14 protein-coding genes and 1 pseudogene are annotated in these 16685 nt (G+C 63.7%); 8 read left to right on the top strand and 7 right to left on the bottom strand.

The genetic code is table 11. The features are described from left to right. Positions 1-105: 105 nt before the first annotated feature. From C265_RS09800 to cyoA, 5 genes are all read right to left on the bottom strand, one after another. Positions 106-1092: a hypothetical protein gene (locus C265_RS09800; RefSeq protein WP_010809755.1), complete on the bottom strand. Its 987-nt coding sequence runs from the start codon at positions 1090-1092 to the stop codon at positions 106-108. Between the two features lie 59 nt (positions 1093-1151). Next, positions 1152-1577 (bottom strand): cytochrome o ubiquinol oxidase subunit IV, encoded by a 426-nt coding sequence (cyoD, locus tag C265_RS09795; RefSeq protein WP_010809754.1) that lies wholly within the window; start codon positions 1575-1577, stop codon positions 1152-1154. After that, positions 1574-2230: a cytochrome o ubiquinol oxidase subunit III gene (gene cyoC, locus C265_RS09790; RefSeq protein ID WP_010809753.1), complete on the bottom strand. Its 657-nt coding sequence runs from the start codon at positions 2228-2230 to the stop codon at positions 1574-1576. The genes cyoD and cyoC overlap by 4 nt, the downstream gene beginning before the upstream one ends. Continuing rightward, positions 2223-4226: a cytochrome o ubiquinol oxidase subunit I gene (cyoB, locus tag C265_RS09785; protein ID WP_010809752.1), complete on the bottom strand. Its 2004-nt coding sequence runs from the start codon at positions 4224-4226 to the stop codon at positions 2223-2225. Before cyoB ends, cyoC begins: the two co-directional genes overlap by 8 nt. Positions 4227-4307: 81 nt before the next feature. Continuing rightward, positions 4308-5357 carry a ubiquinol oxidase subunit II gene (gene cyoA, locus C265_RS09780; RefSeq protein WP_011616961.1) on the bottom strand — a complete coding sequence of 350 codons (1050 nt, stop codon included), beginning with the start codon at positions 5355-5357 and terminating at the stop codon, positions 4308-4310. A 177-nt stretch (positions 5358-5534) separates the two neighbouring features. Here cyoA and C265_RS09775 point away from each other — a divergent pair, with 177 nt between their 5' ends. The 4 genes and pseudogenes from C265_RS09775 to C265_RS32805 all read left to right on the top strand — a co-directional run. Then, positions 5535-6854 carry an MFS transporter gene (locus tag C265_RS09775; protein ID WP_010809750.1) on the top strand — a complete coding sequence of 440 codons (1320 nt, stop codon included), beginning with the start codon at positions 5535-5537 and terminating at the stop codon, positions 6852-6854. 183 nt (positions 6855-7037) lie between these two features. After that, positions 7038-7946, top strand: a complete 909-nt coding sequence (locus C265_RS09770) for a DMT family transporter (protein ID WP_010809749.1) — start codon at positions 7038-7040, stop codon at positions 7944-7946. A 350-nt stretch (positions 7947-8296) separates the two neighbouring features. Next, the gene (locus C265_RS09765; protein ID WP_010809748.1) at positions 8297-8857 is read left to right on the top strand and encodes a cysteine peptidase family C39 domain-containing protein; all 561 of its coding nucleotides are present in this window, start codon (positions 8297-8299) and stop codon (positions 8855-8857) included. Positions 8858-8863: 6 nt separating this feature from the next. Continuing rightward, a pseudogene (locus C265_RS32805) lies at positions 8864-8959 on the top strand (IS5/IS1182 family transposase); the annotation flags it as partial. Between the two features lie 238 nt (positions 8960-9197). On the opposite strand, the gene C265_RS09760 reads toward C265_RS32805, so the two are convergent. Then, complete coding sequence (locus C265_RS09760; protein WP_037024008.1) at positions 9198-10445, bottom strand: hypothetical protein; 1248 nt, start codon at positions 10443-10445, stop codon at positions 9198-9200. 635 nt (positions 10446-11080) lie between these two features. Between C265_RS09760 and C265_RS09755 the strand changes: the two genes are divergently transcribed. Beyond that, positions 11081-12115 carry an endonuclease/exonuclease/phosphatase family protein gene (locus C265_RS09755; protein WP_010809746.1) on the top strand — a complete coding sequence of 345 codons (1035 nt, stop codon included), beginning with the start codon at positions 11081-11083 and terminating at the stop codon, positions 12113-12115. Between the two features lie 56 nt (positions 12116-12171). Here the strand turns inward: C265_RS09755 and ppk1 are convergent, their stop codons facing one another. Beyond that, positions 12172-14307: a polyphosphate kinase 1 gene (ppk1, locus tag C265_RS09750; RefSeq protein ID WP_011616956.1), complete on the bottom strand. Its 2136-nt coding sequence runs from the start codon at positions 14305-14307 to the stop codon at positions 12172-12174. A gap of 153 nt (positions 14308-14460) precedes the next feature. Here ppk1 and C265_RS09745 point away from each other — a divergent pair, with 153 nt between their 5' ends. The 3 genes from C265_RS09745 to C265_RS09735 all read left to right on the top strand — a co-directional run bounded on the left by C265_RS09745 (position 14461) and on the right by C265_RS09735 (position 16638). After that, positions 14461-14790, top strand: a complete 330-nt coding sequence (locus C265_RS09745; protein WP_011616955.1) for a hypothetical protein — start codon at positions 14461-14463, stop codon at positions 14788-14790. An 84-nt stretch (positions 14791-14874) separates the two neighbouring features. Beyond that, positions 14875-15105: a hypothetical protein gene (locus C265_RS09740; protein ID WP_010809743.1), complete on the top strand. Its 231-nt coding sequence runs from the start codon at positions 14875-14877 to the stop codon at positions 15103-15105. Then, positions 15106-16638, top strand: a complete 1533-nt coding sequence (locus C265_RS09735) for a CYTH and CHAD domain-containing protein (RefSeq protein ID WP_010809742.1) — start codon at positions 15106-15108, stop codon at positions 16636-16638. The last annotated feature ends 47 nt before the right edge of the window (positions 16639-16685 follow it).

The raw sequence follows: 16685 nt of genomic DNA, 5'->3' as shown, positions 1-16685 counted from the left end.
GCGATTGCTACCGGCTCAGGCTATCGTGCGCAAATCATAGCAGTCGCAATTTTTATTGTCGACATGAATATATTTGGCTGGGTCGCGAGGTTGCCGGGGATCGATTCAGCCCGGCTTCTTGCCCGTTGGCGCCGTGCCCTCCGTCGCGGGCGCCTCGAAGGCATCGAACAAAAAATCGGGGGCGCTGGTGTTGTGGCGCGACCGGACGGTACGGCCGAATCGCACCGCGGTTGCCTGCATTGAAGTAACTGCCATCACCGGCTTCCTGATGGCCTCACCAGCCGGCCCGGTCGTCCAGGTGACCTCGCTCGCGTCTGCGTTGTCGTCGGCAACATACATGGAGCGCAGCATCGCGAACGCGCGCTTGGCGTCATAGGCCGGCAGGAACCGGACATCGAGCGCTGTACGCATGTCGCTGATTTCAGTGATCGCGACCGTTGCCTGGCCTCCGCCAGTGAAATGCAGCGTGAAAGCCAAGGGCTGCGGCTCGATTTCTATCCGAGCGATGTTGACCACCGGGCGCCCTTCCTGCTCTATCGGCCCCAGCAGGAACGAAGAGCCATAGGCATTGACACCCAGGTGGCGGGCCGGCAACGGTTTCGCCCGCCAGTAGCCATCGGCGGGATAGAGCACCAGGACCTCGGTACGGGTCCGCCCGGATTTCCGGAACACCTGGATCAGGTGAAAACCGGCATCGGCCCTGCCCGCTACCGTGACCGGCACCCGATGTGGCCGCCAGAAGCTTGCGAACGTGATCCCGACAATGGCAATGTCCCTGCCGTCGTAAAGGGTGACCGTGCGCGGCACGAAGACATGGCGGGGATCAGTCGGGTGAGGCGTCTTGCCGAAGTTGCACCCGGAGAAATCCGGCACGGAGCTGTCAATGCGGATGGCGTTGACGTAGGGCGGATGCAATGCCTGGATGCGGAACCTGCCAACCGCGGCGGCGGACAGCGCGAACGAGACATTGTCTTCTTCCGCGCATGGGCCTGGCGTGCTGAAGTTCTCGACCTCCACGGCCAGCCGCTGCGCGCAAGCCGGCACGGAAAGCAGCGCCAGGCACAGGGTCGCGACAAGGCGCGTTGCGCGCATGCCAGGCTCCGTGAACGGGAATGAGGCGGGATCCGATTCCCGCCTGCGTGGACCTGTTCCTACTTGGTCCTGGGCGGCACGATCGCAGTGCCGGCGTCGGTGGTGCGCTCATGCTGCATGGTCGGCATCATGTTGCTGTTCAGGTGGAACATCACCCAGAGCGAACCCGTCAGCGTGATCACCACCAGCACCAGCGTGAACATCAGCGACAGCATGTTCCAGCCGCCCTCCGACCGCGCGTTCATGTGCAGGAAGTAGATCATGTGCACCACGATCTGCACGGCCCCGATCAGCAGGATAACGATGGCGGTGGTGGACGACTTGTCGAACACCTTTCCCATCACCAGCCAGAACGGGATCGCGGTCAGGAAGACAGACAGCACGAAGCCCGTCAGGTAGCCGCCCAGCGTGGCATGCGGCCCCACGTCCTCGTCATGCCCGTGGCTGTGTCCGTGGCTGTCCAGCGTTTCGTCGTGCGCGCTCATGGCAACGCTCCCATCAGGTAGACGAAGGTAAAGACGCCGATCCAGACGACGTCAAGAAAGTGCCAGAACATCGACAGGCACATCAGCCTGCGCTTGTTGGCCGTGATCAGCCCGTGCTGCGCCACCTGGGTCATCAGCACGACCAGCCAGATGATGCCGCACGTGACATGCAGCCCGTGGGTTCCGACCAGTGCGAAGAACGAGGTCAGGAACGCGCTGCGCTGCGGCCCTGCGCCCTCATTGATCAGGTGCGCGAACTCATAAAGCTCGACCGCCAGGAACCCCGCGCCGAAGACCCCCGTGATGGCCAGCCAGATCTGGGTTCCGGCGATGCGGTTCTGCTGCATCTGCAGCATGGCAAAGCCGTAGGTAATCGAAGACAACAGCAGGAACGAGGTGTTCAGTGCCACCAGCGGCAGCTCGAACAGCTCTGCCCCGCTCGGTCCCCCCGCATACTCCCGGCCCAGCACGCCATACGCGGCGAACAGGCAAGCGAATATCAGGCAGTCGCTCATCAGGTAAAGCCAGAACCCCAGCAGCGTCCCGTTCTGCGGGTGATGGTCTTCGGGCAGGTAGAACTGGTAGCCCCCCGGCGGGGCCGCGTCCGCGGTGCCGGTGCCGCTCACATGGTTGGGAAAGGTCGTGTCAGCCATGGCCAGCCATCCGTTGTGTGCGCGCCGCTTCGGTCTGGACCACCAGGTCGGCCGGGAGGTAATAGTCGCGCTGGTAGTTGAACGTATGGATGATCGCGCCGATGATCGTCGCCGCGAACGATGCTGCCGCCAGCCACCAGATGTGCCAGATCAACGCGAAACCGCAGAGCGTGGAGAACCCCGCGAGCACAATGCCGGCCGCGGTGTTCTTCGGCATATGGATCGGAATAAAGCCCTGCTGCGCCCTCGCGTAGCCATTCTGCTTCATGTGCCACCAGGCGTCGGTGTCGTGCACTACCGGCGTAAAGGCAAAGTTGTACTGCGGCGGCGGGGATGAAGTCGACCATTCGAGCGTGCGGCCGTTCCACGGATCGCCAGTCAGGTCCCGAAGCTCCTCGCGGTGGATGAAGCTGACCACCAGCTGGACCAGGAAGCAGGCAATACCGATGGCGATCAGCAAGGCGCCGAACGCAGCCAGCTGGAACCAGACCTGGTGCGTCGCGTCCTCGAAATGGCTCATGCGCCGGGTCACGCCATGCAGCCCCAGCCAGTACAGCGGCATGAACGCAAAGTAGAAGCCGACCAGCCAGAACCAGAACGATGCCTTGCCCCAGGACGAGACCAGGCGATAGCCGAATGCCTTCGGGAACCAGTAAGTAATGCCTGCCATCAGGCCGAACAGCACGCCGCCGATGATCACGTTGTGGAAATGCGCGATCAGGAACAGGCTGTTGTGCAAGGAGAAGTCAGCCGGCGGCACCGCCAGCAGCACGCCGGTCATGCCGCCGATCACGAACGTGACCATGAAGCCGATGGTCCAGAGCATGGGGGGCTCGAAGCGGATCTTGCCGTGGTACATCGTGAACAGCCAGTTGAAGATCTTGGCACCGGTCGGGATCGATATGATCATGGTGGTGATGCCGAAGAACGAATTGACGCTGGCGCCCGATCCCATCGTGAAGAAATGGTGCAACCAGACCAGGTACGACAGCACGGTGATCACTACCGTGGCGTAGACCATCGACGCGTACCCGAACAGGCGCTTGCGGCAGAACGTGGCGACCACTTCCGAGAACACCCCGAACACCGGAAGGACAAGGATGTACACCTCCGGATGGCCCCATATCCAGATCAGGTTCACGTACATCATGGCGCTGCCGCCCAGCTCGGTGGTGAAGAAGTTGGTGCCGACGTAGCGGTCCAGCGCAAGCAGCGCCAGCGCCGCGGTCAGCACCGGGAACGCGGCAATGATCAGCACGTTGGTGCACAGCGCGGTCCAGGTGAAGATCGGCATGCGCATCAGCGTCATGCCGGGCGCCCGCATCTTGACGATGGTCACCAGCAGGTTGATGCCGGATAGCAAGGTCCCTACCCCGGCCACCTGCAGCGCCCATATGTAATAGTCGACGCCGACGTCAGGGCTGTGGATGATGCCGGACAAGGGCGGATAGGCCAGCCAGCCGGTGCGCGCGAACTCGCCCACGAACAGCGACATCATGACCAGGATGGCACCGCCCGTGGTCATCCAGAAGCTGAAGTTGTTCAGGAACGGGAAGGCCACGTCGCGCGCGCCGATCTGCAGCGGCATGACGAAGTTCATCAACCCCGTGACCAGCGGCATGGCGACGAAGAAGATCATGATCACGCCGTGCGCGGTAAAGATCTGGTCGTAGTGGTGCGGCGGCAGGTAGCCAAGGTTGTCGCCGAACGCGATGGCCTGCTGGATGCGCATCATGATCGCGTCGGCAAAACCCCGCAGCAGCATCACGATGCCCAGGATCACATACATGATGCCGATCTTCTTGTGGTCGATGCTGGTGAACCATTCCCGCCACAGGTAGCCCCAGAGGCGATAGTAGGTGAGCGCCGCGACGATTGCGCCCCCACCGATCACCACCACGATGAAGGTGCCGAGCAGGATGGGATCGTGCAGCGGGAGGGCCTCCCACGAAAGCCGGCCGAAGATCAAATTGGCGAGTTCCGAGCGCTCGGGCATGTTTGTCACCTGGGGCCTGAATTAACCAACCATGGCCGATGGGGCTGGCCAGTACCGCAAGGGAAGATCCGGATCCGCACCCTACTGCAGCAGCACCCGGCCGTCATTGCGCGCGGACTCCGACGCGAACACGGGCGCTGTGGCCGCGGTGTTGCGCGCCGTGCAGATGCCGGCGAACGGGTCGAATTTGCCGCGGCTGCGGTCAAGCGCCATGGTGTCTGCCATGCACCGCCCGCCGCCCACGCAACGGTTCAGGATCAGGTCGTAGAGGCCTGGCGCCACGCTGGCATAGCGTTGCACCGCGTCGCGCTCGCTGGGCTGCGCGAGCTTGAGGTACGTATCCGTGGACAGGCCCTGGCCCGACGACTTGACCTGCTGGATCCAGCTCTCGAAGTCCTGGTTGGACAGCCCATGGAACTTGAAACGCATGTGGGAGAAGCCCGCGCCGCTGTAGTTGGCCGAGAAGCCTTCATACACGCCGGACTTGTTGATCACGGCATGCAGCTTGGTTTCCATGCCGGGCATGGCGTAGACCATGCCCGCCAGCGACGGGACGAAGAATGCGTTCATCACCGAGGTGGCGGTGATGCGGAAAGCGATGGGCCGGTCGACCGGCGCCGCCAGCTCGTTGACGGTGGCGATGCCCTGCTCGGGATACAGGAACAGCCACTTCCAGTCCATCGCCACCACCTCCACCGTCAGCGGCTTCACGTCTGCCGGGACCGGCCGGCCTGCGTCGATCCGCGTCAGCGGCCGGTACGGATCGAGCTGGTGGGTGCTGACCCAGGTCACGGCGCCCAGCGCGATGATGATCAGCAGCGGCGCGGCCCAGATCGCCAGCTCGAGCACAGTGGAATGGTCCCAGTCGGGGTTGTAGGGCGCGTCGGTCGCACTTTCCCGATAGCGCCACGCAAACAGCAGCGTGAGGATGATCACCGGAACGATGATCAGCAACATCAGGCAGGTGGCAATGATGATCAGGTCGCGCTGGCGCAGGGCCATGTCGCCGGATGGCGCAAGCAGCACTGCGTTACAACCGGCCAGGCACGCCAGCATGACTGCGGCGGCACATCGCAGCAGTAGTCTTCCCTGCACACGTCTTGGCGGCACTACAGAGTCGAAGCGGCCCATAGTCTCGGAAGTGGCGTCTGAGGAATATCGGCAAACTGCCGGCGAACTCACCTTTCGTTTTTCTATGGCAGTTTAGGCGCTATTCTTGTCAGTGCGAGACTTAAGAGCCAATTTCATCGGAATGGGGTCGGCTCCATGTGCAGTATCGACGCACTCCTGCCAGAAGGAGACTTGACGATGGCCAGCCTCACCCACCAGCATCGCGCATCGCCGACTGCACCTCCGGCGCCCGGCCACCACCAGGTGGCACCCGCCGAGATCGCCACCGGGGTGGTGATCGGACGGGCCTCGGAGTACTTTGACTTCTTCGTGTACGGCATCGCCTCCGTGCTTGTCTTCCCGGCGGTCTACTTCCCGTTTGCGAGCGAGCTGGCGGGGTTGCTCTTCAGTTTCACGATCTTCTCGTTTGCGTTTATCGGACGCCCGTTCGGCACCGCGCTGTTCATGCGCATCCAGCGGCGCTGGGGCCGCGGCATCAAGCTGACGGCGTCGCTGTTCCTGCTCGGCACGGCCACGGTGGGGATTGCGTTCCTGCCGTCGTACGCCTCGATCGGGGCCGCGTCGATCTACCTGCTGGCGCTGTTCCGCTTCCTTCAGGGCATTGCGTTCGGCGGGTCGTGGGACGGGCTGCCGTCGCTGCTGGCGCTCAACACGCCGGAGGACAAGCGCGGCTGGTATGCGATGGTGGGCCAGCTCGGCGCACCCACCGGGTTTATCGTCGCCAGTTCGCTGTACCTGTTCCTGCATGCCAGTCTGACCCCGCCTGAATTCATCGAGTGGGGCTGGCGCTATCCGTTCTACGTGGCCTTCGCCATCAACGTCGTGGCACTGTTTGCACGGCTGCGCCTGGTGGTGACCCATGAGTACACGCAACTGCTCGAAGAAGACGAGCTGGAGCCGATCAGCACCTTGCAGATGGTGAACGCGCAAGGCTTCAACATCTTCCTGGGGGCCTTTGCTGCGCTGGCCAGCTATGCGCTGTTCCACCTTGTCACGGTGTTCCCGCTGTCCTGGGTGATCCTGCACCGCACGCAGAGCATCTCCGACGTGCTGGCCGTGCAGATCGTGGGCGGCTTCATCGCGTTCATCGGCACGCTGCTTTCCGGCTGGATCGCGGACCGCGTCGGCCGGCGCACCACGCTGTCGGCAATGGCCGTGCTGATCGGCATCTTCAGCCTGGCAACGCCGTGGCTGCTCGGTGGCGGCGCGACCGGCCAGGACATCTTCATCCTGGTCGGCTTCGGCTTGCTGGGCCTGTCGTACGGACAGGCTGCGGGCGTGGTGACGTCGAACTTCGAACGCCGCTTCCGCTACACCGGAGCCGCGCTGACCACGGACTTCGGCTGGCTGTTCGGCGCCGCCTTTGCGCCGCTGGTGGCGCTGGGCCTGTCTTCGCTGTTCGGCCTCGCGGCGGTCAGCCTCTACCTGCTGTCTGGCGTGATCGGCACGCTGGCCGCCTTGCGCATCAGCCGGGCGCTCGGGACGCCTGACATGTGACTGCGGTCATGGCCTGCGCAAGGCCATGACGATTCCCCTGCGGCGGGCGGGCTGATTCGCCGCCCGATTTCCTCTTGCGCTTCCTTGCTTGCTGGCCCCTGCCCGGCTGCCTGACCCTTGGCGCCTGGCGCCCCGGCGCCGCATATGGCGGATAATGCGCTATTTGCAAGCACTTCCCTCCCCATGCCCGCAAGCAGCAACACCACTGGACGCATCGACTGGACAACGCTGTTCCTGCTTACCTTCCCGCCACTGAGCTGGGCCGGCAATGCCATCGTCGGCCGCCTGGCCGCCGGCACGGTGCCACCCATCACCTTGAACTCTGTGCGCTGGGTGCTGGCAGGGCTGCTGCTGGCACCCTTTGCCTGGCGCGGCGTGATCGAGCACCGCGCGGCACTGCGCCGGCACGCCGGCGTGATCACCGCCCTGGGCGTGCTTTCGATCGCCAGCTATAACGCCCTGCAGTACCTGGCGCTGACCACCTCGACCCCGATCAACGTGACGCTGATCGGCGCATCCACGCCGCTGTTTCTGATCGTGATCGGCGCGATCTGTTTTCGCGAACGGGTGAAGCCATGGCATGTCACCGGGGCACTGCTGTGCATGGTCGGCGTGACCTTCGTCCTGGTACGCGGCGAACTGGGCCGGCTCGCCCAGCTGGACCTGGTTGCCGGCGACCTGTTCATGCTGGCCGCCACCATCGCCTGGAGCGGCTATACCTGGCTGCTGCGCAAACAGCGGCCCGCCGTGCCCCTGCCCGTGCTGCTGTTCGCGCAGATCGTCACCGGCGTACTGGCAAGCGCTCCCGTGACGGCATGGGAGCTGATGACGCTGGACCAGCCGCTGCAATGGAGCGGCAAGGTCGCGGCCATCCTGCTCTATGTAGCAACCATTCCCTCGCTGCTCGCCTACTTTGCCTGGGACCGCGCCATCGCCCGCGCGGGCGCTCAGTTGCCGGTGTTCTTTATCACCCTGACGCCGGTATTCGCGGCGCTGCTGTCCACGCTGCTGCTGGGCGACTGGCCCCGCTGGTACCACGCGGTGGGGCTGGCCGCGATCGCGGCGGGAATCTGGCTGGCGCAGCGGCGTTGAGGGGGCCGGCCGGTCCACACCAGGGAACAGGCATGCCCCGGGCGTTTCAATCCTGAATCAGTCTCGCTGCGGCTGCACTAACCTGTTTGCACGATGGGCTCGCGCAACCTGGTGCACTACCCTCGCAGTAGAGCTCACACCACTGAAACCGGGGGGGAATCATGGGTGAACGGAATCCGCGCGGGCGACACGCGTCGGCTGACCTTGCACGATGCGAGGCGCCAGCAAAAGACATCGAAGCTGAATCAGCGCCATCGCGGCGCACACAGCAACCCAGGATAAGGCCCACGGTGCATCCCGGCACTTCCGACCTGCATTTCATTGCTGGCCGCCGGGAGCCTCCTGCCGCAATGAGCCGGCTCACGGCTGCGGACGATCCGTTGCTGGGCTGCCTGCTGTTGCTGAACCGGGCCCTGCAACGGACGGTGCCTTCAGCGGTCCTGCTGGAAGGGCTGCCGCTGGACGGGCAGGCCCTGACGTTGCCGCTGCTCTGCACTGCGGCGGCGCGCGCCGGCTTGTCGACCCGGCTGGCGGAGCACGACCTCGACGATATCCCGGATACCTCGATACCGGCCATGCTGTTGCTGGACAAGAACAGGCCGTGCGTACTGCTGCAGCGCTGCGAGCACGGACGGTTTCTCGTCGCCCTGCCAGGCTGGGGCGGTGGGGTGCAGGAAGTCAGCCGCGAGGAACTGCTGACCCAGTACAGCGGGCACGCCGTCTTCGCGCAGCCAACGCTGCAAGCGGCCGTGTCAGCCGATACGGAGCCGGCACAGCCGTGCCCGTGGCCCGGCGACGCGATGCGGCCATCATGGCGGCGCCGTTGGGAGCGGCTGCTTGCCTCGACGCTCAGGGCACTATGCCTGCGGGGCAGGCTGCCGGCTGAGGATGTGGTCCGCGCTGGTGGCTAGTCATTGTCCGGCCAGACAGGCGCGGCTCCGATGACGCATCAGGGCGTCGGCGATGCCGACGTGTTGCCCGAACTGCTCTGCCAGGTCCCCACCGACAGGTCACGTTGAGCGGAAACCGCATCTCGTAGCGGTGGCCGACATCCTCGGTCAACCCGGCCGGGGTCATCCGCGCTCCGCACTGTCCCGGTATGCAATAGGTCAAGCCGAACGCGCTGCACGCAGTCGTTCACCATGCCAGGCGCCTTGGGGAAATGAAAAGGAGGCAGGGCAATTTGCCCTGCCTCCGCTCAGGCGCCGGTCTGCCCTCCCCGGCACAGACGCGCGCCCCCGTCCAACCGGCTTAGATGACGCAGGCAAGCTTGACGGTGAGGCCTCCCCAATCGGTGGCCTGGTTGGTGTCGACCTGTACCTGCAGCTTGTCGTTGCGGTTGACGGTTCCGGACGGCACCTCCTGGCTGCAGCTCTGCTGGCCATTGCTGATCTTGCAGCTCAGGTCCCTGACCGGCGTGATGGTCGCTGAAGCGCCGGCCCCTGTCACCGTGTGCACCGAAATGTCCAGCGTTCCCTGCACCTTGCCGAGTGTGGTGGCAGTGAGCGTGACACGGCTGCAATCGTAGGGGATCACGACGCCGAAGTCCGAAGGCAAGGGAACCGCCCCGCCGGCGCCGGTCATGGCATAGTTGCCGCGGCTGAGCGTGGCTGGCACGTTGAAGTTGCCGTTGTAGACGGTGCCTGTCCCCATGCTCACGCCCGAAGTTGGCCACTTGCCGCCCGCCTTGGGACCGTACAGCGTCGAGGTCGTGGTGTCGAAATAGAAGTCGCCATCGACGCCGATGTCGTCGGTCGGCGCACCGCTGCCGTACAGGATGTGACCGCCATTGCCTGCAGTGCCGCCACCGGTGCCGCCGGTGCCGCCGCTGCCGCCCGGCTGGGTGACCAGCGAGACCCCTGCCGGCCACACGTCATTGGCCTTGGGCCCGTACAGCGTCCAGGTATCGGTGTCGAGGTAGTAGTCGCCATTGTTGCCAACGCTGTTGGCTGGTGCCCCCGCGCCCGTCAGGACGACGCCGCCACCGGTGCCCGACCCGGTGCCGCCACCCATCTGGACGCCCGGCGGCCACGTGCCGTTTGCCTTGGGCCCGAACAGGGTCGAGGTGGAGGTATTGATGTAGTAGTCGCCATTGTTGCCGACGCTGTCGGTCGGATCGACCGAGCCGGACAGGATGGTGTTCCCGGCCGCTCCGGTATTGCCGGTACCCGCCACCGAAACCCCTGCCGGCCACGTGCCGTTTGCCTTGGGCCCGAACAGCATCCAGGTCACGGTATTCAGGTAGAAGTCCCCGTCCTTGCCGATCTCGGGCCCGGGATCAGTGGTACCCGACAGCATGGCGCTGCTGCTGGCGGCGGTCTGCGTTGCGGGCGTTGTTGGCGTCGTGGGTGACGCTGGCGCTGACGTTCCCGTGCCTGGGGCTGTGGCGGCGGCGCTGGCAGGCGTCGATTCGCCCCCCCCGCCTCCCCCGCAACCGGCGGCCGTGATGACCAGACAGGCGAGCGGCAAAGCCACAAGTTTCAAATGGATGCGTTTCATGGATGGACCCCTTTCCCTGGCTTTTGAGCACATAGAATTCGTCAGCCTTGGCAAGCGCCAACGATGAGGTCAATCTAGCTGGCGGAATCGGAATGGAAAATCGGCTCTATGGACGAGCTTCGGTTATGCGAAATGGCGTCCCGCAGCGCGGATGAAAATGCCCGCGCGGGATAATGCCGGAGCGCTCGGCACTATTCACGGGGTACAGTCGCCGCGGGGCTGCGTAATTCCCGCGAAGCCTTGCAGGACAAGGCATTTCCGGCCATGGAAAGTGGCTTCCGGAGGCTCCGGCAGCCACCGCGGACACTGTTTTCCAGCGCCCCGAAAATGCCGCCAATCGCCACTGGAGTGGAATGCCGGCGCGAGCTGAACGGCTTAGCGAGGAAGTATTAGACAGGCCGCCAGAGCAGTCGGAAAAAGTATGTATAGCAAATGAAACGTCATGGGCGACAGAAAATTAATGGTGAAGGCAGGCCACTGTCCGAATACCCACTCGGCACGATCGGGCTGTGAGATGTCGACCCGCGGGTATCCTCGCGTGGCCCGGCGATTGTCATCGAAACGAGATAGACACCGGGCGCAAGGCTTGCTGAACTCCGGGGGCGATTCGCGCATGCGCCAACGGAGAGTCCGCCATGAACCTGAAGACACTAAGTATCGCGACGTTCAACCTGTACAACCTGAATGTGCCGGGCCTGCCTCTCTATACCGACCGCAACGGCTGGAGCGAGCAGGAATACGAGCGCAAGATCGCCTGGACGGCGAGCCAGCTGAAGCTGATCGACGCCGACGTGGTCGGATTCCAGGAGCTGTGGCATGGCGACGCGCTGCTCGCGGCAGTCGAGGCCGCCGGCCTGGCCGATGCCTATGACGTGCTGGTGCCGGACAACGCCAATGGCAAGGGCATTGTGTGCGCAGCCATCGTCCGCCGCGGATTGCTCGCAGGCGAGGCCGAGTGGATCGCCGATTTTCCCGAGAAATTCGTGCTGAAATCGAAGGGAGACGATCCGCAGACACCGCAGATCAGCGTCAGTATTCGCGGCTTTTCCCGGCCGGTCCTGCATTTCACCATCCGGCCGCGCGAGGATGAGCCTGCCATGCACATGTACGTATGCCATTTCAAGTCGAAGCAGCCGACCCGGATCGATGGCGAGGCCTGGTATGAAAAGGAAATCTACGCGAAACATGCCAAAGCCGTCGGCGCTGCGTTGTCGACGATCCGGCGTACCGCCGAAGCGGCCGCGCTGCGCTTCATGCTGACCGACAGCATGAAAGGCAACAACACCGCAGTGGTGGTGATGGGCGATATCAACGACGGCCAACTGAGCAATACCGCCAATATCCTGACCGAGCAGCCTGCCTATCTGGTGGGTGACTCGGTCGGTGGTGGCGATATTGCGCTCTATACCGCGCAGACATTGCAGGAATACCGGGACACGCGCGATGTCTACTACACCCATGTCTTCCAGGATTTTCGCGAATCGCTTGATCACATCCTGGTCAGCGAGCAGCTATATGACAACAGCAAGCGGCGCCGCTGGCTGTTCGACGGGCTCATTATCAACAACGATCACCTGAACTTTAGCGATCACAAGGGCCTGGGCACCAACGACCATGGCATCATCCGCGCGGTGTTCAGACACCGGCCGATCCAGGACGATCTCGGTTGAGCAGCGGCACGGCCACGCAGGCGCGGTGCCGCGCCAGCGTGGCCCTTATGCAGGGATCACGTCAACGCCGACAGCAGGATATTCTGCGCGCCCTCGCCGTCACGCGAGCCCTGACGCTCGTATGTTCCGTCCGGCGCCATCTGCCAGGTGTCACGCCGGTCTGCCAGGTACGGTTTCAGCCCTTCCGCGATAACGCGCTCCTTCAACCCGGCATCAAGGATGGGAAAGCAGATCTCGATCCGCCGGGACAGGCTTCGCTCCATCCATTCACCGCTGGATAGCATGACCTTTTCCGCCCCGCCATCGTGAAAATAAAAGATGCGCGAGTGCTCGAGAAACCGGCCCATGACGGATTTCACCGTAATGTTCTCCGACAGGCCGGCAACGCCGGGGCGCAGCGCACAGGCGCCCCGGATGATCAGGTCGATACGGACTCCGTCGCGTGAGGCGTCGTACAGCGCCTGAATCAGGTCGGGTTCCAGCAGCGCATTCATCTTGACCACGATCCATCCCTTGCGGCCGGCCCTGGCGTGCCCGGCTTCGCGCCGGATCGCTTCAAGCAACCCCGTCTTCAAGGTGAAGGGCGATTGCCAGATATGGGTCATGCAATGGGTCTGGCCACGACCAGTCAGCTGGCTGAACACTTGCGCCACATCCTGCGTCAGCGACTCATTGCAGGTGAGCAATCCAAAATCCGTATAGGTGCGCGTGGTCTGGTGGTGATAGTTCCCGGTTCCGAGATGCACATAGCGCCGGAGCTTCCCACCCTCGCGTCGCAATACCATCACCATCTTGGCGTGCGCCTTGAAGCCGACGACCCCATAGATGACATGCGCGCCGACTTCCTCCAGTTGCGTTGCCCAACCGATATTGGCCTCTTCATCGAAGCGGGCCAGCAGTTCCACCACGACGGTGACTTCCTTGCCGTTGCGCGCGGCCTCGATCAGTGCCGAGAGCAGGACCGAGTCGTGCCCGGCCCGATACACCGTCTGGCTGATTGCCACCACATCGGGGTCCTGTGCCGCCTGCCTGACAAAGTCCACCACCGGTGTGAACGACTGGAACGGGTGATGCAGCAGGATGTCGCCCTCGCGAATGGCGCGGAAGATATCGGAATGCTCGTGCAGCACCTTCGGCAGGCCGGCCCGGAAAGGCAGGTACTTCAGTTCCGGCCGGTCCACCTGATCTGGCACCTGCATCAGGCGAACCAGGTTGACCGGTCCGTTGACGGAGAACACCTCGCTTGCCGCCAGGCCGAACTGCTGCTGCAGGAATCCAGTCATTGCCGGCGTGCAGTTGTCAGCCACTTCCAGCCGGACCGCATCACCATAATGACGGTGCGGCAGTTCGCCTTGCAGCGCCTCGCGCAGGTTCTTGACCTCTTCCTCGTCCACGAACAGTTCGCTGTTGCGGGTCACGCGGAACTGATAGCAGCCGCGCACGGTCATGCCACTGAACAGCTCGCCGACGTGGGCATGCAGGATGGAAGAAAGGAACACAAAGCCATGCTCGCATCCGGCGATCTCCGGTGGCAGGGCAATCACCCGCGGCAACGCTCGTGGCGCCTGCACGATCGCATAGCCGGAGTTGCGCCCGAACGCATCCTTGCCCTCGAGTTCAACGGCGAAATTCAGGCTTTTGTTGAGCACCCGTGGAAACGGATGCGCCGGGTCCAGGCCGATCGGCGTCAGGACTGGCATCAGTTCGGCGAAGAAGAACTCCCGGATCCATTCCGCCTGCGCGAGGTTCCACGAGGGCCGCCGCAAGAAGCGGATCTGCTGCTCGGCCATGGCCGGAATCAGCATGTCATTGAACAGGCGGTACTGCTGATCGACCAGTTCCCGGACCCGTTGGTTGACCCTGGCATAGACCGCCTGCGGCGTCAGCCCGTCCGGGCCGACCACCGGAGACTGAAGCAAGCACTGCTCCTTCAGGCCGGCCACGCGGATCTCGTAGAACTCATCCAGATTGCTGCTGAAGGTACACAGGGCACGCAGGCGCTCAAGCAGCGGCACCGCGGGATCGGCGGCCTGCTCCAGCACGCGGCCGAAGAACTCCAGCTGGCTGAGTTCGCGGTTGATATAGAGCTCATTGCCATTCAGCAGGCCATCCGGGTCGACCGGGGTGCCGAGGCGCCCCTCCTCCGCGTCAATTGGCGGCGCATTCTGCATGGGATCGGATTCGGGTTTCATGATTGGAATGTCGGTGCGGGGGAATCCTTCCCGATTCTAGCTGGCGTATTGCGCATATCGAGGCGAATCTGATCGCACTGGTCCCGCGAAATACGTACCATCTTACGAGCATTCGCTGCGTAAAATGATCTGACGCGCCCACTGGAGCCGCCAATGACACACGAAATACCATCTGCGACCGAGACCACCCCCGAAGGTCTGATGCGCTTGATCGAGCATATTGGAGGTGCTGCAGCGCAAGGTCACCTTGACCCGGAGTTTGTGCGCAAGCTGGGCAAGCGCATTGCCAACGAATTGCAGCAGATGAAAGCGACCAGGCTACCGGGTGACCGCGAGCTGGCGGGCCTGGACGACGGCATAGAGGCCCTGCTGCTGGCCGCGGACCGCAAGCACGGCGCCAGGCTGACCCGATCGCTGCAGAAGTTGCGGGAGCACGAAAGCCCCTTTCCCGGCGGGGAGTCGAATGCAAGCCAGTCGCACTAGCAGGCTGCCTGGTGAAGTGAGTTCGTTAAGCAGATGGTTCAATGACCTGGGTCGTTATTGCCACCGCAGATAACCTTGGAACCTATGTCAAAGACTGACAAGAAGCGATACCTGAAAGCACTCAACCGGCGCCTGAAGAAAGAATCGTCCGGAAAGTTCGATACGCTCTTTGTCTTCGACCCGTGCGGCTCGAAGCCGAAGAACGCCACCGGGGTGACGACCAGCGGCCCTGCCAGTGACGAGATCCTTGCAGTGATGAACGCAGTCCAGGCCAGGGTATTCGAAAAATTCGAGGGCACGGCAAAGCTCGGATAAATGGAGCGCGAACTCAAGCTCGAGTTGCTGCAGGACCAGGCCGAAGGGCTGATCGGCTTGCCCCTGGTGTCGTCCTGCTGCGTGGAGCCGCCGCACGAAGACAGGCTCGTGAGCACGTATTTCGATACGTCGGATCTTGCTTTTCGGCGTATGCACGCCTCGCTGCGCGTGCGGCAAGCAGGTGAACATTATGTACAGACGTTGAAGACCTGGGGCACGCAGCATGGGGCGCTTTACGAGCGGGAAGAGTTTGAGTCGGCAGTTCCCGGAAATACGCCAGATCTTGGTGCACTGCGAGACAAATTGCCCGAGGGCACTGCGCTGGGGACGCTGCTGCGTGAAGGCGACCTGGCGGAACGGCTGAAGCCGATCTTCATCACGGATGTCCGGCGCACGGTGCTGCTGTTGCGCTTGCCACAGGGGGACGAGGTCGAACTGGCGGTCGATCGCGGCGTTGTCCGCGCGAACGACGCCACGGAGCCGATCCGCGAGCTTGAGATGGAGATCCAGGCCGGTGAGCCCGCCCATCTGTCAGCGTTTGCCCTGCGGCTGCTCGACGCAGTGCCAATGCGCCTGAGCCGCGCCAGCAAAGGCGACCGTGGCTATGCGCTGGTCGCTGACGAGGCCAATGAAGCGGTACGGGCGGAGCCCCTCAGACTGGCCGAAGCAGGGTCGGCTGAAGCCGTGTTTCAGTGCATTGCCGAGAGCTGCCTGGCGCAAATCTCGGGGAACGAACGCGGCGTGGTCAATGGCTCCAATCCGGAGAGCGTGCACCAGATGCGTGTCGGCCTGCGTCGCCTGCGCTCCGCGCTTGATATCTTCGAGCCGCTGCTGGCCTGCCCGCCGGCACTGCAATCGAACCTCAAATGGATTGCCGATGAACTGGGCCCCGCACGTGACTGGGAAGTGCTTGCCAACACCACCTTGCGTGACGCATTCGATGGGGCGCCGGAGGACGTGGGCGCGGGCGCGGTGCTTGCCGCGGCGAAGGCAGTCGCAGCCAATGCGCGGCAACGCGCGGCCCAGGCCGTGAATTCCGATCGTTACACCCGGCTGATCCTGACGCTGAGCCATTGGCTGGGCAGCGCGGACTGGCGCCATGGCCTTGACGAGGCGCAGCGCGCGGCACTCACGGGACCCGCCAGGGACTTCGCGCTGGCCACGCTGCGCAAACGGCAACGCAGGCTGCTCAAGCGGGGGCGGGGCATGGCAAAGCTCGATGAGCAGCGGCGCCATCGTGCGCGTATCGCCGCAAAGAAGCTGCGCTACGCGACCGAGTTCTTTGAATCCTTGTTTGCCGCGAATAAGGTGCGCCGCTATCGCCGGCAACTGTCGCGCCTGCAGGATGACCTGGGATGGCGCAATGATATGGCGGTTGCAGAGGGATTGTTGCTGCGCCTGGCGACAGAGCGGCAGCAGCTTGCCATTGGCTGTGGCTATGCGCGCGGCTATATCGCAAGGGCTGTCAGCATTGACCGGCAGCCGCTGCGCTGCCTCTGGAAACAATTCAAGGCGGCACGCCTGCCCGCTTAGCGCGGCTCCGGGCGTCAGTGCACGTTCATCGTCGCGGCCAGTCCTGG

Origin of the sequence: Cupriavidus sp. GA3-3 (assembly GCF_000389805.1) — a bacterium.
Taxonomy (GTDB): Bacteria; Pseudomonadota; Gammaproteobacteria; order Burkholderiales; family Burkholderiaceae; genus Cupriavidus; species Cupriavidus necator_D.
Note: the sequence above shows the minus strand (reverse complement) of the source record. Positions and strands in the feature narration are given on the sequence as shown.